Origin of the sequence: Lactobacillus sp. ESL0680, from assembly GCF_029392855.1 — a bacterium.
GTDB lineage: Bacteria > Bacillota > Bacilli > Lactobacillales > Lactobacillaceae > Lactobacillus.
This window is the reverse complement of record NZ_CP113945.1, coordinates 334790-355152: the sequence shown is the minus strand read 5'-3', so window position 1 is coordinate 355152 and position 20363 is coordinate 334790. Positions and strand designations below refer to the sequence as shown.

Annotated in this window: 17 protein-coding genes, 18 tRNA genes and 3 rRNA genes; 7 read left to right on the top strand and 31 right to left on the bottom strand. The window is 43.5% G+C overall.

The window, feature by feature from the left end; genetic code table 11:
- Positions 1-74 precede the first annotated feature (74 nt).
- The 21 genes from OZX58_RS01835 to OZX58_RS01735 form a co-directional block, all read right to left on the bottom strand.
- Positions 75-164, bottom strand: a tRNA-Ser gene (locus tag OZX58_RS01835).
- A gap of 2 nt (positions 165-166) precedes the next feature.
- Positions 167-240 (bottom strand) — tRNA-Ile (locus OZX58_RS01830).
- A 5-nt stretch (positions 241-245) separates the two neighbouring features.
- Positions 246-316 (bottom strand) — tRNA-Gly (locus OZX58_RS01825).
- Between the two features lie 15 nt (positions 317-331).
- Positions 332-404: transfer RNA gene (locus tag OZX58_RS01820), tRNA-Phe, on the bottom strand.
- Positions 405-410: 6 nt separating this feature from the next.
- Positions 411-484 (bottom strand) — tRNA-Asp (locus OZX58_RS01815).
- 3 nt (positions 485-487) lie between these two features.
- Positions 488-561: transfer RNA gene (locus OZX58_RS01810), tRNA-Met, on the bottom strand.
- Between the two features lie 34 nt (positions 562-595).
- Positions 596-669: transfer RNA gene (locus OZX58_RS01805), tRNA-Ile, on the bottom strand.
- A gap of 11 nt (positions 670-680) precedes the next feature.
- Positions 681-754 (bottom strand) — tRNA-Met (locus tag OZX58_RS01800).
- 34 nt (positions 755-788) lie between these two features.
- A tRNA-Pro gene (locus OZX58_RS01795) sits at positions 789-862 on the bottom strand.
- Between the two features lie 6 nt (positions 863-868).
- A tRNA-Arg gene (locus tag OZX58_RS01790) sits at positions 869-942 on the bottom strand.
- Positions 943-951: 9 nt separating this feature from the next.
- Positions 952-1037, bottom strand: a tRNA-Leu gene (locus OZX58_RS01785).
- Between the two features lie 9 nt (positions 1038-1046).
- Positions 1047-1118, bottom strand: a tRNA-Gly gene (locus tag OZX58_RS01780).
- Between the two features lie 12 nt (positions 1119-1130).
- A tRNA-Thr gene (locus OZX58_RS01775) sits at positions 1131-1203 on the bottom strand.
- A gap of 32 nt (positions 1204-1235) precedes the next feature.
- Positions 1236-1317: transfer RNA gene (locus tag OZX58_RS01770), tRNA-Leu, on the bottom strand.
- A 12-nt stretch (positions 1318-1329) separates the two neighbouring features.
- Positions 1330-1402, bottom strand: a tRNA-Lys gene (locus OZX58_RS01765).
- A gap of 4 nt (positions 1403-1406) precedes the next feature.
- Positions 1407-1479, bottom strand: a tRNA-Val gene (locus OZX58_RS01760).
- Positions 1480-1482: 3 nt separating this feature from the next.
- Positions 1483-1599 (bottom strand): 5S ribosomal RNA (gene rrf / locus OZX58_RS01755).
- Positions 1600-1681: 82 nt separating this feature from the next.
- Positions 1682-4592 (bottom strand): 23S ribosomal RNA (locus OZX58_RS01750).
- 122 nt (positions 4593-4714) lie between these two features.
- A tRNA-Ala gene (locus OZX58_RS01745) sits at positions 4715-4787 on the bottom strand.
- A 37-nt stretch (positions 4788-4824) separates the two neighbouring features.
- A tRNA-Ile gene (locus OZX58_RS01740) sits at positions 4825-4898 on the bottom strand.
- Positions 4899-5032: 134 nt separating this feature from the next.
- Positions 5033-6601, bottom strand: a 16S ribosomal RNA gene (locus tag OZX58_RS01735).
- Together the 16S, 23S and 5S rRNA genes with 18 tRNA genes alongside form the textbook arrangement of a ribosomal RNA operon.
- Before the next feature lie 501 nt (positions 6602-7102).
- On the opposite strand from OZX58_RS01735, the gene OZX58_RS01730 reads away from it, so the two are divergent.
- Both OZX58_RS01730 and OZX58_RS01725 read left to right on the top strand, forming a co-directional pair.
- Positions 7103-8038 (top strand): NAD(P)/FAD-dependent oxidoreductase, encoded by a 936-nt coding sequence (locus tag OZX58_RS01730; RefSeq protein WP_277141237.1) that lies wholly within the window; start codon positions 7103-7105, stop codon positions 8036-8038.
- 8 nt (positions 8039-8046) lie between these two features.
- A complete protein-coding gene (locus OZX58_RS01725; RefSeq protein ID WP_277141236.1) occupies positions 8047-8697 on the top strand; it encodes a VTT domain-containing protein in 651 nt (216 codons plus the stop codon).
- Positions 8698-8710: 13 nt separating this feature from the next.
- Here OZX58_RS01725 and OZX58_RS01720 read toward each other — a convergent pair whose 3' ends face one another.
- The 5 genes from OZX58_RS01720 to OZX58_RS01700 are packed head-to-tail and all read right to left on the bottom strand — an operon-like array spanning position 8711 to position 12407.
- Positions 8711-9319, bottom strand: coding sequence for a TIGR01906 family membrane protein (locus OZX58_RS01720; RefSeq protein ID WP_277141235.1), 609 nt, complete (start codon positions 9317-9319; stop codon positions 8711-8713).
- A complete protein-coding gene (locus tag OZX58_RS01715; RefSeq protein ID WP_277141234.1) occupies positions 9316-10089 on the bottom strand; it encodes a TIGR01457 family HAD-type hydrolase in 774 nt (257 codons plus the stop codon). Before OZX58_RS01715 ends, OZX58_RS01720 begins: the two co-directional genes overlap by 4 nt.
- Positions 10090-10686, bottom strand: coding sequence for a YutD family protein (locus tag OZX58_RS01710; RefSeq protein WP_277141233.1), 597 nt, complete (start codon positions 10684-10686; stop codon positions 10090-10092).
- Between the two features lie 5 nt (positions 10687-10691).
- Positions 10692-12062, bottom strand: a complete 1371-nt coding sequence (locus tag OZX58_RS01705; protein WP_277141232.1) for a bifunctional UDP-sugar hydrolase/5'-nucleotidase — start codon at positions 12060-12062, stop codon at positions 10692-10694.
- Between the two features lie 12 nt (positions 12063-12074).
- Complete coding sequence (locus OZX58_RS01700; RefSeq protein WP_277141231.1) at positions 12075-12407, bottom strand: hypothetical protein; 333 nt, start codon at positions 12405-12407, stop codon at positions 12075-12077.
- 87 nt (positions 12408-12494) lie between these two features.
- Between OZX58_RS01700 and OZX58_RS01695 the strand changes: the two genes are divergently transcribed.
- A complete protein-coding gene (locus OZX58_RS01695; protein WP_277141230.1) occupies positions 12495-13865 on the top strand; it encodes a glycerophosphodiester phosphodiesterase in 1371 nt (456 codons plus the stop codon).
- A 43-nt stretch (positions 13866-13908) separates the two neighbouring features.
- On the opposite strand, the gene OZX58_RS01690 is transcribed toward OZX58_RS01695, so the two are convergent.
- A complete protein-coding gene (locus OZX58_RS01690; protein ID WP_277141229.1) occupies positions 13909-14910 on the bottom strand; it encodes a substrate-binding domain-containing protein in 1002 nt (333 codons plus the stop codon).
- 150 nt (positions 14911-15060) lie between these two features.
- Here OZX58_RS01690 and OZX58_RS01685 point away from each other — a divergent pair, with 150 nt between their 5' ends.
- Entirely contained in the window at positions 15061-16167 is a 1107-nt protein-coding gene (locus tag OZX58_RS01685; RefSeq protein ID WP_277141228.1) for a Xaa-Pro peptidase family protein, read from the top strand.
- A gap of 63 nt (positions 16168-16230) precedes the next feature.
- Here the strand turns inward: OZX58_RS01685 and OZX58_RS01680 are convergent, their stop codons facing one another.
- Both OZX58_RS01680 and OZX58_RS01675 read right to left on the bottom strand, forming a co-directional pair.
- Complete coding sequence (locus OZX58_RS01680) at positions 16231-16593, bottom strand: DUF1269 domain-containing family protein (RefSeq protein WP_277141227.1); 363 nt, start codon at positions 16591-16593, stop codon at positions 16231-16233.
- Between the two features lie 17 nt (positions 16594-16610).
- Positions 16611-17036 carry a DUF948 domain-containing protein gene (locus tag OZX58_RS01675; RefSeq protein WP_277131386.1) on the bottom strand — a complete coding sequence of 142 codons (426 nt, stop codon included), beginning with the start codon at positions 17034-17036 and terminating at the stop codon, positions 16611-16613.
- Positions 17037-17147: 111 nt separating this feature from the next.
- Between OZX58_RS01675 and OZX58_RS01670 the strand changes: the two genes are divergently transcribed.
- Positions 17148-17963 carry a mechanosensitive ion channel family protein gene (locus OZX58_RS01670; protein WP_277141226.1) on the top strand — a complete coding sequence of 272 codons (816 nt, stop codon included), beginning with the start codon at positions 17148-17150 and terminating at the stop codon, positions 17961-17963.
- Between the two features lie 36 nt (positions 17964-17999).
- Here OZX58_RS01670 and OZX58_RS01665 read toward each other — a convergent pair whose 3' ends face one another.
- Both OZX58_RS01665 and murI read right to left on the bottom strand, forming a co-directional pair.
- Positions 18000-18620 carry an XTP/dITP diphosphatase gene (locus tag OZX58_RS01665; RefSeq protein WP_277141708.1) on the bottom strand — a complete coding sequence of 207 codons (621 nt, stop codon included), beginning with the start codon at positions 18618-18620 and terminating at the stop codon, positions 18000-18002.
- Positions 18620-19423, bottom strand: a complete 804-nt coding sequence (gene murI / locus OZX58_RS01660; RefSeq protein ID WP_277141225.1) for a glutamate racemase — start codon at positions 19421-19423, stop codon at positions 18620-18622. The genes OZX58_RS01665 and murI overlap by 1 nt, the downstream gene beginning before the upstream one ends.
- Before the next feature lie 80 nt (positions 19424-19503).
- Here murI and OZX58_RS01655 point away from each other — a divergent pair, with 80 nt between their 5' ends.
- Positions 19504-19911 (top strand): YslB family protein, encoded by a 408-nt coding sequence (locus tag OZX58_RS01655; RefSeq protein WP_277141224.1) that lies wholly within the window; start codon positions 19504-19506, stop codon positions 19909-19911.
- A gap of 69 nt (positions 19912-19980) precedes the next feature.
- Entirely contained in the window at positions 19981-20352 is a 372-nt protein-coding gene (gene mscL, locus OZX58_RS01650; protein WP_277131381.1) for a large-conductance mechanosensitive channel protein MscL, read from the top strand.
- Positions 20353-20363 lie beyond the last annotated feature (11 nt).

Sequence of the window (20363 nt, the reverse complement as noted above, 5' to 3'; positions counted from 1 at the left end):
GAAACAGAATAAGCAATTTAAAGTAAAGAAAACAAAAAAAGCGAATCTTGAATTAACAAGATTCGCTTATACTACGGAGACTGAGGGATTCGAACTCTCGCACCGGAATAACCCGATCTACACCCTTAGCAGGGGCGCCTCTTCAGCCACTTGAGTAAGTCTCCAATGGGCCTAAATGGACTTGAACCATCGACCTCACGCTTATCAGGCGTGCGCTCTAACCAGCTGAGCTATAGGCCCATTAAAGCGGGTAACGAGAATCGGACTCGCGACTAAAGCTTGGAAGGCTTTCGTTTTACCACTAAACCATACCCGCAACAAATTAATATAATGGCGCGGGACGGAATCGAACCGCCGACACAAGGAGCTTCAATCCTTTGCTCTACCAACTGAGCTACCGAGCCATCTTACGGTCCATATCAGATTTGAACTGATGATCTTCTCCGTGACAGGGAGACGAGATAAACCACTGCTCCAATGGACCATATTGCGGGAGATGGATTTGAACCACCGACCTTCGGGTTATGAGCCCGACGAGCTACCTAACTGCTCCATCCCGCGATGTTTAAAAAATAAAAGTACAAAATCCAGTTTATGGACCTTGTAGGACTCGAACCTACGACAGGACGGTTATGAGCCGTCTGCTCTAACCAACTGAGCTAAAGGTCCAAGCTCTAGTATAGCGGCGGGGGGGATCGAACCCTCGACCTCCCGGGTATGAACCGGACGCTCTAGCCAGCTGAGCTACACCGCCAAAAAATATTAAAGTAACCAATATAAGATTACAATCGGGAAGACAGGATTCGAACCTGCGACCCCCTGGTCCCAAACCAGGTGCTCTACCAAACTGAGCCACTTCCCGAGATAATGCGCCCTGAAGGATTTGAACCTTCAACCTTCTGATTCGTAGTCAGACACTCTATCCAGTTGCGCTAAGGGCGCGTCATTATATGCCGAGGACCGGAGTCGAACCGGTACGATTGAAACCAATCGCGGGATTTTAAGTCCCGTGCGTCTGCCAATTCCGCCACCCCGGCAAGTAATGAAGCGGAAGACGGGATTCGAACCCGCGACCCCCACCATGGCAAGGTGATGTTCTACCACTGAACTACTTCCGCGTAATATATAAATGCCGATTATACGATTTGAACGTACGACCCCCTGTTTACAAGACAGATGCTCTACCAACTGAGCTAAATCGGCAAGATGTAAATATGGTATATAATATTGGCAAATACGGGTGGTGGGACTTGAACCCACACGTCCTGAAACACTAGAACCTAAATCTAGCGCGTCTGCCAATTCCGCCACACCCGCAAAATGGGGCCATGAGTCGTGACGGGCTTGAACCGTCGACCCTCTGATTAAAAGTCAGATGCTCTACCGACTGAGCTAACGACTCGGTATGGAGGATACAGGGCTCGAACCTGTGACCTCCTGCTTGTAAGGCAGATGCTCTCCCAGCTGAGCTAATCCTCCAAAGCACGGCAGCGTCCTACCCTCGCAGGCAGTCTCCCACCAACTACTCTCGGCGTGAAGAAGCTTAACTACTGTGTTCGACATGGTTACAGGTGTTTCCTTCTTGCTATTGCCACCGTACTTTTTTGTTTGAGTTCTTACACTCAAAACTAAATATAATCTCTTGAAAAAACTTTCTTACACTCTCCAGATTGCTCAAGCTCTGGTCAAGTCCTCGACTGATTAGTACTAGTCCGCTCCAAGTCTCACGACTCTTCCACTCCTAGCCTATCTACCTCTTAGTCTTAGAGGTGTCTTACTACTTACGTATGGGAAATCTCATCTTGAGGGGGGCTTCGCACTTAGATGCTTTCAGCGCTTATCCCTGCCATACTTAGCTACCCAGCGATGCCTTTGGCAAGACAACTGGTACACCAGCGGTATGTCCATCCCGGTCCTCTCGTACTAAGGACAGCTCCTCTCAAATTTCCAACGCCCACGACGGATAGGGACCGAACTGTCTCACGACGTTCTGAACCCAGCTCGCGTGCCGCTTTAATGGGCGAACAGCCCAACCCTTGGGACCAACTTCAGCCCCAGGATGCGACGAGCCGACATCGAGGTGCCAAACCTCCCCGTCGATGTGAACTCTTGGGGAGATAAGCCTGTTATCCCCAGGGTAGCTTTTATCCGTTGAGTGATGGCCCTTCCATGCGGTACCACCAGATCACTAAGCCCGACTTTCGTCCCTGCTCGAGTTGTCTCTCTCGCAGTCAAGCTCCCTTATACCTTTACACTCTGTGAATGATTTCCAACCATTCTGAGGGAACCTTTGGGCGCCTCCGTTACTCTTTAGGAGGCGACCGCCCCAGTCAAACTGCCCATCTGACACTGTCCTATATCTCGCTTAGAGATACTAGTTAGAGTAGCCATCAAACAAGGGTAGTATCCCAACATTGCCTCCAATAAGACTAGCGTCCTATCTTCTCTGGCTCCTACCTATCCTGTACATGTTTAACAGCTACCCAATATCAAATTGCAGTAAAGCTCCATGGGGTCTTTCCGTCCTGTCGCGGGTAACCCGCATCTTCACGGGTATTATAATTTCACCGAGTCTCTCGTTGAGACAGTGCCCAAATCATTACACCTTTCGTGCAGGTCGGAACTTACCCGACAAGGAATTTCGCTACCTTAGGACCGTTATAGTTACGGCCGCCGTTTACTGGGGCTTCAGTTCGAACCTTCGTCTTAATGACTAAGCTCTCTCCTTAACCTTCCAGCACCGGGCAGGTGTCAGCACCTATACGTCGTCTTACGACTTTGCAGATACCTGTGTTTTTGATAAACAGTTGTTTGGGCCTATTCACTGCGGCTGGCTGTTACACCAGCACCCCTTCTTCCGAAGTTACGGGGCGATTTTGCCGAGTTCCTTAACGAGAGTTCTCTCGCTCACCTTAGTGTTCTCCACTCGACTACCTGTGTCGGTTTGCGGTACGGGTACGTTATCTCTCACTAGAAGCTTTTCTTGGCAGTGTGACTACAGAACCTTCGCTACTTTATTTCGCTCCTCATCACAACTTGTGCTTATTGAAAGCAAGCATTTAACTCACTCTCACACTTGTTGCTTGAACATGGGCTTCCAGCGCCATGCGTTCCTTGCCTCCTGCGTCCCTCCTTCGCTATTAACGATTTAACGCAGTACAGGAATCTCTACCTGTTGTCCATCGGCTACGCCTCTCGGCCTTACCTTAGGTCCCGACTTACCCTGGGCGGACGAGCCTGCCCCAGGAAACCTTAGTCTTTCGGCGGACAGGATTCTCACCTGTCTTTCGCTACTCATACCGGCATTCTCACTTCTAAACGCTCCAACTATCCTCTCGATTAGCCTTCACCGCATTTAGAACGCTCTCCTACCACGTGTATTACTACACATCCACAGTTTCGGTACTATGCTTAGCCCCGGTAAATTTTCGGCGCAGCGTCACTCGACTAGTGAGCTATTACGCACTCTTTTAATGATGGCTGCTTCTGAGCCAACATCCTAGTTGTCTACGCAACTCCACATCCTTTTCCACTTAGCATAGATTTTGGGACCTTAACTGGTGATCTGGGCTGTTTCCCTTTCGACTACGGATCTTATCACTCGCAGTCTGACTCCAGTGCTTTGATATCTGGAATTCGCAGTTTATCTGAATTCAGTAACCCCTGACGGGCCCTTCGTCCAAACAGAGCTCTACCTCCATTATCATCCTCGCACCAGGCTAGCCCTAAAGCTATTTCGGAGAGAACCAGCTATCTCCAAGTTCGTTTGGAATTTCACCGCTACCCACAGCTCATCCCCGCAATTTTTAACTTACGTGGGTTCGGTCCTCCAGTGCGTTTTACCGCACCTTCAACCTGGCCATGGGTAGGTCACTTGGTTTCGGGTCTACATCAACTAACTCTCTCGCCCTATTCAGACTCGCTTTCGCTGCGGCTCCGTCTTTTCTGACTTAACCTCGCTAGTTAACGTAACTCGCCGGTTCATTCTACAAAAGGCACGCCATCACCCTTTAATGGGCTCTGACTACTTGTAGGCACACGGTTTCAGGTTCTATTTCACTCCCCTTCCGGGGTTCTTTTCACCTTTCCCTCACGGTACTGGTTCACTATCGGTCACAAATTAGTATTTAGCCTTGCGAGATGGTCCTCGCTGCTTCAACCGGAATTCCTCGTGTTCCGGCCTACTCAGGATCCTGCTCAGTGTGCATTCGATTTCGCTTACGGGGCTCTCACCCTCTCTGGCTTACCTTCCCAGATAATTCTGCTATCTCTTGCACTACCTTATTACAGTCCTACAACCCCAAATGATAAATCACTTGGTTTGGGCTCTTTCCGTTTCGCTCGCCGCTACTTGGGAAATCGATTTTTCTTTCTCTTCCTGCAGCTACTTAGATGTTTCAGTTCACTGCGTCTTGCCCTAACTGACTATGTATTCATCAGCTAGTAGTATGATTGCTCATACTGGGTTCCCCCATTCGGATACCTCCGGATCATTGTGTACTTACCACTCCCCGAAGCATTTCGCTGTTAGTCGCGTCCTTCTTCGCCTTCTTGTGCCTAGGCATTCACCGTGCGCCCTTATTTACTTGACCTTACTCAAGATACTCTCTCGGTCGCTCTTGCAATCTGTTTATTATCTCTTTGATTGTGTCTCGGTTTTTTCTTGGATTATATTCAGTTTTCAATGTACTAACCAATGGATCTTTCGACCCAATGGAGGCTAACGGGATCGAACCGATGACCTCCTGCGTGCAAAGCAGGTGCTCTCCCATCTGAGCTAAGCCCCCAAATACTCTTTCGACAGTCAATAACTTCTGATGTCAATGGGCCTAAATGGACTTGAACCATCGACCTCACGCTTATCAGGCGTGCGCTCTAACCAGCTGAGCTATAGGCCCGTCTCTTGCGTATCTGTTTTTATTCTTTTTGAGGTACTACCCTCAAAACTAAACAATGTTCTCGCTCCGTGTGCTTCCGTTGCTCCTAGGCTTCCTCTAGTATTTCTACTCTCCACCTATTCGCTCTTCCTTAGAAAGGAGGTGATCCAGCCGCAGGTTCTCCTACGGCTACCTTGTTACGACTTCACCTAATCATCTGTCCTACCTTAGACGGCTGACTCCCCGAAGGGTTATCCTACCGGCTTTGGGTATTACAGACTCTCATGGTGTGACGGGCGGTGTGTACAAGGCCCGGGAACGTATTCACCGCGGCGTTCTGATCCGCGATTACTAGCGATTCCAGCTTCATGCACTCGAGTTGCAGAGTGCAATCCGAACTGAGATTAGCTTTAAGAGATTCGCTTGCCTTCACAGGTTCGCTCCTCGTTGTACTAACCATTGTAGCACGTGTGTAGCCCAGGTCATAAGGGGCATGATGACTTGACGTCGTCCCCACCTTCCTCCGGTTTGTCACCGGCAGTCTCATTAGAGTGCCCAACTTAATGCTGGCAACTAATAATAAGGGTTGCGCTCGTTGCGGGACTTAACCCAACATCTCACGACACGAGCTGACGACAGCCATGCACCACCTGTCTTAGTGTCTCCGAAGAGAACTTCATATCTCTATGAATTGCACTAGATGTCAAGACCTGGTAAGGTTCTTCGCGTTGCTTCGAATTAAACCACATGCTCCACCGCTTGTGCGGGCCCCCGTCAATTCCTTTGAGTTTTAACCTTGCGGTCGTACTCCCCAGGCGGAGTGCTTAATGCGTTAGCTGCAGCACTGAGAGGCGGAAACCTCCCAACACTTAGCACTCATCGTTTACGGCATGGACTACCAGGGTATCTAATCCTGTTCGCTACCCATGCTTTCGAACCTCAGCGTCAGTTACAGACCAGAGAGCCGCCTTCGCCACTGGTGTTCTTCCATATATCTACGCATTCCACCGCTACACATGGAGTTCCACTCTCCTCTTCTGCACTCAAGAAAGGCAGTTTCAGATGCAATTCCCCGGTTGAGCCGAGGGCTTTCACATCTGACTTGTCTTCCCGCCTGCGTTCGCTTTACGCCCAATAAATCCGGACAACGCTTGCCACCTACGTATTACCGCGGCTGCTGGCACGTAGTTAGCCGTGACTTTCTGGTTGATTACCGTCAAATAAATAGCAGTTACTCTATCTATCCTTCTTCACCAACAACAGAGCTTTACGATCCGAAAACCTTCTTCACTCACGCGGCGTTGCTCCATCAGACTTTCGTCCATTGTGGAAGATTCCCTACTGCTGCCTCCCGTAGGAGTTTGGGCCGTGTCTCAGTCCCAATGTGGCCGTTCAGTCTCTCAACTCGGCTATGCATCATTGCCTTGGTAAGCCGTTACCTTACCAACTAGCTAATGCACCGCGGGTCCATCCTCTAGTGACAGCTCGAAAGCCGCCTTTCATAGCTAGATCATGTGATCTTACTTCTTATTCGGTATTAGCATCTGTTTCCAAATGGTATCCCAATCTAGAGGGCAGGTTACCCACGTGTTACTCACCCATCCGCCGCGCTCGCGCTTTTAGCTTCCTACCCGAAGGTATTCTGTTAAAATTGCTCGCTCGACTTGCATGTATTAGGCACGCCGCCAGCGTTCGTCCTGAGCCAGGATCAAACTCTCATTTTTAATGTTTGTTTGAATGTTTGCTCATTCGTTCCAAGATTTGCATCTCGGATTTATTTGCTTGCGAAATTGACTTCGCTTTTTTGTTTTGGGTTCTTACACCCGCACACTTTGCGAAAACATTGTTCAGTTTTCAAGGTACTACCCACTGACGTAAATAACTTACATCAGTGCTTCTTTATTTTAACAGAAGTATTTTCTTTTGTCAAGAAGTTTTTTCTGCCCCCTGTTGAAGAAGTTTTCAACTCCCTCAGCAGCGTTTATTATCTTACTAAACCTTCGAGCTCTTGTCAAGCCCTCTTGCTTAGTTTTTATTTCGCCGCCTTGCTCTCAAGCCTTTCGCTCTCTTGCCCGACGACAGTTATTAATATTACCAACTTGTCTCCCCTTTTGCAAGCTTTTTTTAAAAATTATTAAAATGACTTACTTCTAGTTTCATGTTAAAGTTGTTATATCAACGTTTAGAGGGGAGTTTTTAAAATAAAAAAATTTGACATAGCAATCGTGGGGGCAGGTCCAATTGGACTCTTTAGCGCAAATTTTGCTCATTTACATGGACTAAAAACGATAATTTTTGATTCGTTAAAGGAGGTTGGTGGGCAGCCCAAGCTGCTTTATCCGTTTAAAAAGATTTTTGACATCCCTGTTTTTAATGCAATTACGGGTAAAGAATTAATCGAACATTTGGCAGAAGAAACCCAGGAAAAAGCAACTTTCATGCTGAATCACCGCGTTAGTGAAATTGCTAAAGATGATGATTACTTCATTATTGACAACGAATTTGCCGTTAAAAGTATCATTATTGCCAGCGGTACCGGTTCGTTTACACCTAAAAAGTTTCCGCTGAAAGTTGACAGCGAAAGTGAAAAACACATTCACTACTATATAAGAGAGCCCGAAAAATTTGCTGACAAAGTCGTCGGCGTTTTTGGAGGTGGCGATTCCGCGCTTGATTGGGCACTTGAATTAGCCCAACAGCCCAACACCAAAGTTAAGCTTGTTCACCGGCGAAATGAATTCCGCGGTTTAGAATCCAGTATTCAGCAGCTTAAAAGTTTAAAAAATGTTGAAATTCTGACCCCTTACCTTCCTAAAACTAGTTCGTTAGTTGATAATCAGCTTACAATTGGACTAAAAGAAATGGGACAAGCCGACATCGTGGAGCAAACCTTTGACGAAATTGTCGTTGCCTATGGCTTTCGCGCCAACAATAACTTTGTTAAACAATGGGGTGTTGCTACCAGCGGCGGCCAAATCAAGGTCAGCCAAGAAATGAAAACCAACATGCCTGGTATCTATGCTGTCGGCGATGCTGCAGCATATGACGGCCGCGTGCCAGTTATCGGCCTTGGCTTTGGCGAAGCGCAAATTGCAATTACCTCAATTATGCGGTCACTTTTCCCAGAAAAAACTTTAACTATCCATTCAACCAGTATTTAGGAGACTTTATGGCGTTAATCAACTTTATTTTGCACATTGATCACCACCTAATCGCAATCGTCAACCAGTTTGGCGGTTGGACCTATCTTATCCTATTTGCCATTATTTTTATTGAAACCGGACTAGTGATCTTTCCGTTTCTACCTGGGGACTCGCTAATTTTTGCCGCCAGCTCAATGGCCGTCAATCCCAAGTACCAACTCAATATTTGGCTGGTTTATCTAACAGTCTTGCTGGCAGCAGTCCTAGGTGATGCTTGTAATTATGAACTAGGCGCTCGCTCTGTTAATGCCGGCAGCAAGTACGCTTGGTTCAATAAGTTAATTAATCAGAAAAACCGCTTGGCAGCCGAAAAGTTTTTTGAACGTCACGGTCCAATCACAATCGTAATTGGCCGTTTCATTCCGTTTATTAGGACTTTTGTTCCGTTCATTTCCGGCGGCAGTAAGATGCATTATGGTAAATTTGCAGCTTACAACATCGCTGGTGGTATTCTCTGGTGCGGCTTGTTCACCATTATTGGCTTTTTCTTCGGCAACATCCCGTTTGTCAAAGATCATTTTTCAATCTTAATCTTAGCAATCATCTTGATTTCTGTTATCCCGATTTTAATTGTCGCGTTAAAAAAGCGCATCACACGTAAAAAGGAGTTCCATTAAAGGAACTCCTTTTTTAACGCTGTAATAATTTTTCAGCAAAATATAGTTCATAAATAATCCCGCCGACAGCAAAACATGCGGCAAAAAAACCTTCTGTCAGGACATTAATAACCGGATCAGTAGCCGGATCAAACAGCCAGGTATTGCTTCCAGCAAACAACAAATGATGAAAGACCACAAAAAAGCTATCAAAATTTGTTACCGCAAACGGCAAAATTGCAATTGGCAGTAGTAAGAACAGCAGTGCCCAAACTTTACTTAGCTTTAGCACGTTACCCTTTTGTCTTCTACTCCAAAGATAAATTACCAAGCAGCACAAAAAGGCCACAATCGCTAAGACAAAGAGTTTTTTCACCGCCGCAAAGTGCTGGGCGGCCATTGACGACGTTGGCAAATCGCGCATGTGCAATACATGTTTAAAAGGCCAAATCAGATACCACATCAGCTGATTATAATTGTGCATTACCTGCCCAATTGTCAGCTTCACTGTCCGATTGGTTTTTTGGACAATAACAAAGACCAGCAGTAACGGCCAGCTGGCAACAATTGCACCAACCACACTGCTCGTAATCGCAAATACAAAATGATAGATAATCGTAAAAATATTATTTTGCTTCTTCATAATTCAAATTGATCCAAACTATCAACTACGTATGTTGGCTGACGCTTATCCTTAATATCGTCCAGCTGCGTAATGCCAGTAGTCACTAACAACTGGTCAACTTGACTATTAAAGCCAGCCTTAATATCGGTATCGTAATTATCGCCAACTAAAATTGCCTGCTTCTTAGTGCAGTGCATTTTTGCTAGCGCCATATCCACAATAATCGGCGATGGTTTGCCAATATACAAGGGTTCTTGGCCGCTAGAAACAGCAATCATCGCGCACTGCGAGCCATTGCCCGGTAATAATCCCTCATTGCTGGGCAAATTAACATCCCCATTAGTCCCGATAAAAGTTGCACCATTTCTAATAGCATCTGAAGCAACCTGAACTTTCCGGTAAGTCAAATCACGGTCCATCCCCACCACTACATAGTCCGGGTGATATGGATCCAATTCAAAATCTGTTTGCTGCAAAAATTCATGCCACAGGCCAGTTTCACCAATCAAATAGAATTTAAGCGGTGAAAGCTGCGGGCTCTCCTTTTTAAGATAGCTGACAGTCGCCATACAGGGCGTATAAACGTGATTAATGTCTGTCTTGATCCCATGACCCGCCAACTTATCTACGACCATTTGCGGCGTTCTCGTCGTGTTGTTGGTCAAGAACAGAAAGTCCTTGCCAGCTTTTTCTAGCCGATGAACAAAATTCACGCCAGCAGCAATTGTATCCTTACCGCGATAAATCGTGCCATCAAGATCAATCAAAAATAATCGGTAATCCTTCACTTAATTGCTGCCCTTTCTTTTTTTAATGACAAAAGAATGGTGATTGCTGTGTTCTTTTTTAACCGCCACCGTTTCTTTTTTCTTAAAAGTAGTCTTATGCACACGCCGCCGTTTAAACGCTGAATTCTTTTTCGGATGAGCACCCACTCGGCGGTGACCTGACTGCCGGTAATTGCTATTCCACGTTTTTTGGTTGCTAGAATGATAATGATGGACGGGACTGATCAGCTGCAAAATAAAGTAGCCCGTCCCTGGATTACAGTATTCGATTAAATAATCCGCAATCGTCTGATCCTTACGGTCAATCGCCGTGCGCATATTATCCTTATAAAAGCCCTTTAGCCGCAGATGCTCACTGGAAACATCCCCGACCAAAAAGTCATATTGGTCAAGGTATGGATCATACTTCTGCCGCAAAACTTCAATGTCCAGAGCCTCACGCTTATTCACAATTACCTGATACAGCTGCTGGTTAATCTTAACTTGATCGCCATCCTGACCAACAACAGCTAATGGGTGCCGCAACGGCTGGTCCTTGGTAAACTTATTATCGCGCTGCGTCTTTTTTGGATTGTCTGCTACCGTCTTATCCGTCATTTATTTCACTTCCCGTCAATCGGATATTTTTCAGCTAAATAGTTGCCCACAACTTCCCGCAAGAATTGCGGAAATAGGAACTTGTTGTCCCCAACAATTGCTAAAGTTGGGAAAAATGGCACTAAGACATAATGATCGAGCACCGCGATTTCATATTCTTTAAGCGGATCAATTTGCTGACCATTGACATATACGACACGGCTAATTGGGTCAAACTTAATTCCCTTATAATACATTTGCCCAAAAATCTTTCCCCGAAAACTCATGCCCTGCAACGGGAAGTGGTCAAGAAAGTGCCGGTTTTTTTCAATTTCCATGACTAGCCGCCACAAATCGCTGCCTTTTAGAGTTGAACGCACAACGTGCATTGAATGAGGTAGGCTCTTTTGCAAGTCATATTTCGTTAAAATGCCCTTCTTGAAGGGATCTAAAAACAAACCCGAACTAAGCATTGCCAAATCTGTCCCTGCAAAGTCGGCAATAGCATCAAGCGATATCTGAATTGCAGCTTCACGATCGTTAGCAAATTTTTCCGGTAAATCTGCTACCTTATCCTGCATCAAAATGTCTTGGCCGCGCTTATGATAACTTTCAATTACTTCTTCGTCGTTTGGTCTTGCCTTCATTAAGCTTGTCGCTTCAACATGAGGCACAATTTTTTGAACATGGTGCTGGTCGTCAAGTTCCATGTGAATGTTGCCAACATAATTGCCCCATTTACCCGTCTGCGTCAGCCAAACGCCATTGACCTTTTCGCCGTGCTTTAACAAATCATGACTATGGCCACCAATAATTAGATCAATTTGAGGATAATTCTCCGCCAAAAAGCGATCCATATTTAGACCAACATGAGTTAACAAGATTAAGACATCATACTTGCCTGCAATTGTTGGCAAAACCTGATCCATTGTTTCTTTCAGCATCTTGACGTGCCAATGATTGGGTTCATAAGATAAAGGGTAAGCCGCGGTCAAGCCAATCAGAGCAATTCTTGTTCCCTTTTTAGTAGTCAAAATCTTGTCTTGGACGCACCAGTGGGGCATTGACTCATCTTCTTCACGCAAATTAGCCAAAATCACCGGGAATTTTGCCCGGTCAAACAGCCGCTCAACAACCGCGTGAGAATTAGAAATTCCCTCATTATTGCCGATCGTAATGGCATCGTAATTAAATGAGTTCATCAAATCAATATTTGCCTGACCATACGTTGCATCCGTTAACGGCTGCGAACGATCTAGAAAATCACCGGCATCAAAGGTTAGGACTTGATCGACCGACTGATCCTGCTGGGCGTTTTTTAGATAACGGCCAATTTTAGGGAAATGTTCAAAATGTGAATGTAAATCATTGGTATGTAAAATGCGAAGTGTTTCCATTATGCTGCTCTTCTATCCAATCTGGTTGGATTTCAAAATCATCTGATAAGCTTCCAAAACTTTGCCCTTTGGTTTTTCCCATTCAACCCAACTCGGATTTTTCCAATCGTCTTCGTTAGTCAGAGTTTCTAGATGATAATTTTTATTAATATATTCCTCATAGGTAACTAGTGCTTTAGTCCTCGGAATGTTCAATTGCAAAATCCGCACATTTTTGATCATGCCATGATCGACAGCCAATTCGGCAATGCCATTTTGGTCAATATTTGAAATCTCAAAGTACTTACTGCCATCGTTTCTGGTAATTTCTTCAATTAAATCTAATTCTTCGTTTTGTTGCTCCATTAACCCTACCTACATGAAATAAAAACTTTTGCTATATAGCAAAAAATGTGCAACCATGCTATTGTATTAAGCGATAGAGGTGTACACATGAAACGTTCTAGCCATCTACTTCTGGCTCTTTTTTTTAGCTTAATCTTTGTCACGACCAGCGGTTTTACCGTTGTCGGCCACAGAGGCGATCCGAGCAAATACCCTGAAGAAACTATTCAGAGTGACGACTCGGCCTTTAACTCTGGTGCCGATTACGTTGAACTCGACCTGCACCTGTCTTCCGACGGCGTTCTGGTTGTCTCACATGATGATGATTTATTTCGAGTTACTCATACACATGCAATTGTATCACAAAATACTTGGCAAACACTTAGTCAATTAACATATGATAATTGCGAACATGTGCTCAGTTTGGACCAACTCTTTAGTCATTATCAAAAACGTCCAAACACAAAATTTGTTTTGGAAACTAAGATCGACCACTCAATTGACCCGTCTTACCAATTAGAAGACGAAATTGCGCAAACGATTAAAAAATACCACATGGAAAATCGGGTCATGATCCATTCATTCTCGGCAGCCAGCTTGTTTCACTTGCGGTCGCTGATGCCCGATGCTTACTTAATCTTGCTTGTCGGCAGCTTGAAACGAATTAATTTCAGCAACCTGCCGCAAGTTAACGCCGTCAACGTCTCATCTGACGTTATTCAAGACCATCCGTGGCTCATCCACTGGCTGCACATCCTTGATAAGCAGGTCTATGTTTGGGCGGAAATGGACGAATCACCAGAATTATGGCACTGGCTGATTAACAAAAATGTCGACGGCGTCGTCACGAATTACCCAGCTACCGGTTTTAAATATAAACTGGCTAAAGAAGGCACCAGCAAGTACGATATTCACCGAAATGGCATCTATTTTGGCAAAAGCAAAACGCCAATTATGATGAACCCCTATGTTCGCATCAAACAGCATAAATATATTTATCCTGGGCAACGGCTCAACGTCATGTATGGCGTGCGCGCTCATAATCAGCTTTATTATCAAGTTGCAGACCAGACGTTTATCTCGGCCGAATTTGTCAATCTTGATTTAACTGAACGTGACATTGCACCATACCAAGATAAGCAAATTATCGCTAAACCACAAAAGCAAGTGCCAATCTACCGTTTCCCTGACAATCAATCAAAGACTAAGCAAAATCTGCCAGCCAACATGCTCTTTAAAATTGCCAACTTTAACGGCAGTCCCAAGAGCATGTGGCTGTATACCAAGTTAGGCTGGGTTAAAGCGCAAGACATTCTCTTCTACGGCTTCTTTGATAAAGAAAGCTGGCGGAGCTACCGGCAATTGCCGCGAATTAGCCGCTATAATAATCTGGCCCTGACGGCTTATCTGCCGCTCACTTCACCAGCGACTAAAACTACGCCGGAATTAATTAAGGCCACAATGCAAATAATTAAATAACAAAAAACGATTCACTATCTCGTGAATCGTTTTTTAGTTAAATTTATTGGTTGCTCGTACTTTGCTTCTTGAGCAATTCGTATGGTAACTCAATTTGTGTATCTGTTACTTCTTCATTATTCATCAGCTTAGTTAACATTCTCATGGCAACAGCACCCATGTCATACAATGGCTGGCGAATTGCAGTTAAGGCTGGGCGGACAACTGAGGCAATCTGGGTTGCACTTGCCGTGATAATTTCTAAGTCGTCTGGGACTTTTTGACCAGCATCAATTGCTGAGTTCAAAATACCAACAGCAGTAATGTCGCGGGTAACAACTACACCATCAATCCCATCTTGACGCATCCGTGAATACAAGTTGTAACCATCAGAATGGTCCTTAATATTGGTATAAATCTTACCTTCGCCCAAGTTATGTTCTGCCATAAATTCCTTGTAAGCTGGAATACGGCAGTCAGCGTTTACGACAGCTTCAGCATCCCCAACAACTAGGGCTAAGTTACGCCGACCATCATTGTAAAGTAAGTTCAAAGCTTCAATATCAGCCTTGTGGTAATCAATTGTAACTGATGGAAATTCCTTGTGATTATCCTTGGTTCCAGCCAAAACTACTGGTGTGTCAGTCCGCTTAAAGGCTTCAACTGCTTCTTTTGGCAGGCAGTTTGACATGTAAATCACACCATCAACCTGCTTATTTAATAAACCTTGAATTGCTTGGTCTTCACGCATTAAGCGGTTTTCAATACTGGTAATGATAATATTATATTTATATAGCAAAGCGATATCATCGATCCCCTTTGACAATTCTGCAAAGTAAAGATTGGTCAAATCTGGCACAATCAAACCAACAGTGGTTGTTCTCTTAGAAGCCAAACCTTGCGCAACGGCATTTGGTTGGTAGTGCAGGCGATTAATTACCTCCATTACCCGTTCACGTGTGTCTTTACGCACATTTGTATTGCCATTAACCACCCGTGAAACTGTGGCCATTGAGACCTTAGCCTCCCGAGCAACATCATAAATTGTAATATCCTGTTTACGCATCCTTCAATTCCTCCATTTAAAAATCCTCAATATAGAATTTACCACTAATCGCAGTATATTGCAAACGTTTACAGTTATTCTTTCATTTTTTCATACTTAGAACATGATATACTTTTCATGATTAAGATTTAATTTGAAAGGAACATGAAGATGAATTTAACCAAATTACAAGAATGGCTACAAAGTTCTGGTAATGATGTAGCTTACATTTCTAATCCAACTACCATTGCTTACTTTACCGGTTATGAGATGGAACCACACGAGCGGATTTTTGCTCTGCTGGCCTTTAAAGACAAGGATCCGTTCGTCTTTGTCCCCGCACTAAATGTCGAAGAAGCCAAAAATTCTGCTTGGAATGGTGACGTTTATGGTTACCTCGATTCAGAAAATCCGTGGGCAATTATCGCTGACAAAATTAAAAGTAGAACTAACGAATATCACAAGTGGGCTTTAGAAAAAAATAATTTATCCGTTGCCCATTATCAATTAATTCATGAACAATTTTCAGATGCCGATTTTAGCGGGGACGTTTCCAACTTTATCGCTAAGATTCGTCTCTATAAGACACCTGATGAAATTAAACAACTGCAAGCAGCTGGTCGTGAAGCTGATTTTGCCTTTGAGATTGGTTTTGATGCCATTAGAACTGGTGTGACTGAACGTTATATTGCCGGTCAAATTGAATACCAGTTAAAATTACAAAAAGGTGTCATGCATGAAAGTTTCGAAACCATCGTGCAAGCCGGTGCTAATGCTGCCAACCCCCACCTTGGTCCATCAATGACTAAGATTAAGCCAAACGAATTAGTCTTGTTCGACCTAGGAACCATGCACAACGGCTATGCTTCTGACGCAAGTCGTACTGTTGCTTACGGTGAACCTAGCGCTAAAGAAAGAGAAATTTACGAAATCGATCGTGAAGCTCAACAAGCCGCAATTGACGCCGTTCGTCCGGGAATGACTGCTGCAGAAATTGATAGTGTTGCCCGTGATATTATTACTAAGGCAGGTTATGGTGAATACTTTATCCATCGACTGGGCCACGGAATTGGTAAGGACGTGCACGAATACCCATCAATCGTTCAAGGCAACGACCTAATCATTGAGGAAGGCATGTGCTTCTCAATTGAACCTGGAATCTACATCCCTGGCGTTGCTGGTGTCCGGATTGAAGACTGCGGTGTTGTTACTAAAGACGGCTTTGAACCATTTACCCATACTGGTAAGGAATTGAAAGTTTTACCGCTTAAAGATTAATTATTAAACAAAAATGCACCAAGTAGAATTTCTTCTGCTTGGTGCATTTTTTATTAATCTTACTTATTCTTGTGGATAAGCTGGAGCTGCGACATCAGTGTCGTTTTCAGCATGATGTAAATCATCAACTGTCTTCTCTGCATTGTCGTTATCAGCAATATCATCCTTAGAATCATCAATGACAATATCATCGAAATCTTTTAATTCAGAATCATCTTCAACATCCTTAGGGAATGATGCTAATTGGTTCTTAACAACTTCGGTACCATTGTCATACTTCTTCTTCAAATCTTGAACAGTATCATTGTTCTTAACCTTAGTCTTGATATCATCAATTTGATCGTCACTAACAAGCAGTGAGCCGGCAACAAATCCTACTGCACACCCAACAACTGTACCAAACAAAAAACTTGTAAACTTTTTCATAAAAGTAACTCCTTTACTTAATCTTCACCTTTACGACGCTTACGCCGTGCAAACATTGATGTCACTACAGAAGAAACAGCTCCGTTACGCTTAAAATGAGCATTACTGAACCGTTTAGCCATTTTCCGCGAAGAAGCATTAACGTCTGAGACGCTCTCACCCAAATCGGCAGCTGCTTGCACAACTGGATCCAGGGTCTTCATCTTGACATTAACATCAGCCAACAGTACGTTAGTCTTATCGAGCAAGTCATTTGTTTGGTCAAGCAAACCACTAACATCTTTAGCAACCTGTTCAATCGACTCATTCGCAATCTGAATTGTCTTATCTGCTTCTTTAGTAGCCTTTGCAGCACGAACTAGCACCGGAATAGCGAAAAGTACTAAAATTAGTAATGCAACAGCAGCAATTAATCCTGCTAGTGCACCATAGGAAATTTCCATCTTCTACCTCCAATTTTACTTCTATAAAAAGTCTAGCATGTAAACACTTTAATCTCAACCTATATGTGATATTTTGTTATAGTTAATGTACATATATGAAAGGTATGCATCATGAATAACTTACTTAAAATCTATCCCAAATTTTTAAAATTAAACTGGGATAACATCGGCGAACATTTACTCACGATTATCTGGCAGCTTGTCTTATCAACGGCAATTTTTTACATCATTGATTACTTTGGCAAAAGAATTATTAATCATTACTTAAAGCACAGTAAAAGGCCGCAAAACAAGCGAACTAGAACTGTAACTGCCTTAATCAATAGTATTTTTAGCTACACCGTAATTTTCTTTTACTTATTTGGGGTTTTATCAATTTTGGGGATTCCAATTGGTACGCTTCTAGCAAGTGCCGGAATTTTTTCCCTAGCTTTAGGGATGGGGGCGCAAGGTTTTGTCAGCGATCTAGTCAACGGATTTTTCATTTTAAGTGAAGATCAATTTGACGTTGGCGATATTGTACAGATTAATAATCAAACCGGTACCGTTGTCCAACTAGGACTAAGAACTACCCGCCTGAAGGGCAGTGACGGCTCGATCATCTATATTCCCAACCGCAATATTTCAATTGTGCAGAACTTAGCTCACGGCGGCATTGGCTTAGATATTAAGCTGCAGCTAAATGCCCAAAATGATTTCACCAAAGTACGCGAATTAATTAAGCAGGCTAATAGCCAAGTATCCTTGGCCAAAAAGACTTTGGTGCAAGGACCCAAGATTATTGGCATTACTAATCAAACAGCCAAAACTGTCGACTATGTTATTCACTTTCAAGTAAAGCCAGGCAAAGAAAAGGCCGTGCAAGACATTTACTTAACAGCTTACCTCAAGATTTTACAAGTCAATGATATTACCCTAGCGGGATAGAAAAAGGTTAACTCAAATACGAGTTAACCTTTTTAGTTAGTTAATTTGTGCTAGCCATTCCGGCCATGCTGCTAGTAACTTTTCAATTGCCCGCCCGCGATGAGACAGGCTATTCTTTTCGTCCAATGACATTTGCGCAAAAGTTTTATTCTTTTCTGGCACATAAAATAACGGATCGTAGCCAAACCCGTCTTCTCCGCGCGGCACTGCTAAAATCTGCCCAGCACATTGGCCACTAACAACTAAATCCTGGTCAAATTTTCCAGGAATTGAAGCAACAATGGTTGTATTGAATTTTGCTGTTCGCTTTTCTGGCGGCACACCACCAAGTTCTGCCAACAATTTGGCATTATTGTGGGCATCATCGTGAGCAATACCGGCATAACGCGCAGAATGCACACCGGGAGCACCATTAAGGGCATCAACCATTAAACCGGAATCATCCGCAATTGTAATCATGCCACTAAATTCAGCCAGCTCATGAGCTTTTAACTTCGCATTCTCAGTAAAGGTGGTCCCATACTCGTTCACAATCGGCGGATTGTTTAAGTCAGCGTTAGTTTTAATCACTGCTTCAATTCCCGCCTGGGCAAAAGCTTCCTTTAATTCCTTAACTTTTCCCTGATTGGTTGTCGCAAATAAAATTTCTTTCACGATTATTCTTCTCCCTCATTAATGTGGTGAGCGCTAAATTCTGGATCACCCAAAATGCTGCGGCCTAGTTCATTAACCATTGCTGCATCGCCAGTAGTGTAATATTCATGTCTAGTTGGTGCATCTGAAGCATTAAACATGTCATCACGCTTCAGCACGTTATAAGTATACTGTGCAACCTGATCGGCTGGATCAACAATTTGAACCCACTTATCAAGCACCTGCCTAAATTCATCACGAATAATTGGATAGTGGGTACAGCCCAAAATCAACGTGTCAAAATCTTGCTCTTGAATTGGCGCCAATGTTTCCTTCACTGCCTGAAGACAGGTGTCATAATCTGCATCTTGCTCAATTAACGGCACCAATTTAGGCGCCGCTAATTCTGTCACCTTAATTTTAGAATCACGAAGTTTAATCTCTTGTTGATAAGCGTGCGAAGCAGCTGTTACTTGCGTACCGACAACTGCCACGTGCTTGTTTTTAGTAATTCTCGCTGCTGCCAAACTTCCAGATTGAATAACACCAATAATTGGCTGGTCAACTTCCCGTTGAATAGCAGCCATTGCAGCCGCTGTTGCCGTATTGCATGCAAAAATAATCAGCTTAACATTTTTACTTAATAAAAACTTAACACTTTGCCGAGTCAGTTCGATAATTTCTTCTTGTGACTTGTCGCCATAAGGAATATGTGCGTTATCACCAATAAAAACCGTCGATTCACGCGGCATCTTTTGCATTACCTTTTTAACAACCGTTAGCCCGCCAACACCGGAATCCAATAACCCAATTGGTCGATTATCCATAATTAAAATTCTCCCTAAAAGTTTTCTACTTCTATCAATTTTACGGTAAAATAGAAAAGAATAAAAGGGATGAATACTGTATGCAAATGAACAACCAACAAAACGAACATGTCTACTTTGTTAACCAGCTGTACCGCGATTTTTTATTACCACAAATTTTGGGTGAAGATAATGAGGCCATTTTGTATTGGGCCGGCAAACGAATTGCCCGCAAATATGACTTAACTTCATTCGATGATGTTAACGACTTTTTTGCTGTCACCGAATTCGGTACATTGACTAAACTCAAAGAAAAACGCACAGCTATTGTATTTGAATTAACTGGACAGAATGTGGTCGACAGATTAAATAGCGGCAGTCGCGAATTTTCGCTTGAAGCCGGTATTATTGCCGAAGCAATCCAAAAAGAAACGGGCCGCACGACTGAATGCGAATTAACAATTGACGATAAAAAGAAAAAGGTTACCTTGACTGCTCGCCTTGATTAATTTTTAAAGCAATTAATTTGTTTTTTACTATACTTGAACTATGATTAAAGTAAGATAGGAGGAAACAAAATGCTTCAAGAATTTAAAGAATTTATTAAACGCGGTAATGTAATGGACTTAGCTGTCGGTGTAATTATCGGCGGCGCCTTTACCAATATCGTTAATTCACTGGTTAAAAACCTAATTAACCCCCTAATCGGCCTGTTTATTGGGCGAATTGATCTATCTAACTTAGTAGTCAAAGTTGGCGGTGCTACTTTTAAATATGGTGCCTTTATTAACACCATCATCAACTTCTTAATTATTGCCTTTGTTGTCTTTTTATTAGTTAAAGCAATTAATAAGCTAACAGTTAAGAAGCAAGACGACCAGCCAAAACAGCCAACAACAGAAGATTATCTAAAGCAAATTCGTGATTTACTAAAAGAAAAAAGCAATTAACAATTATTTTA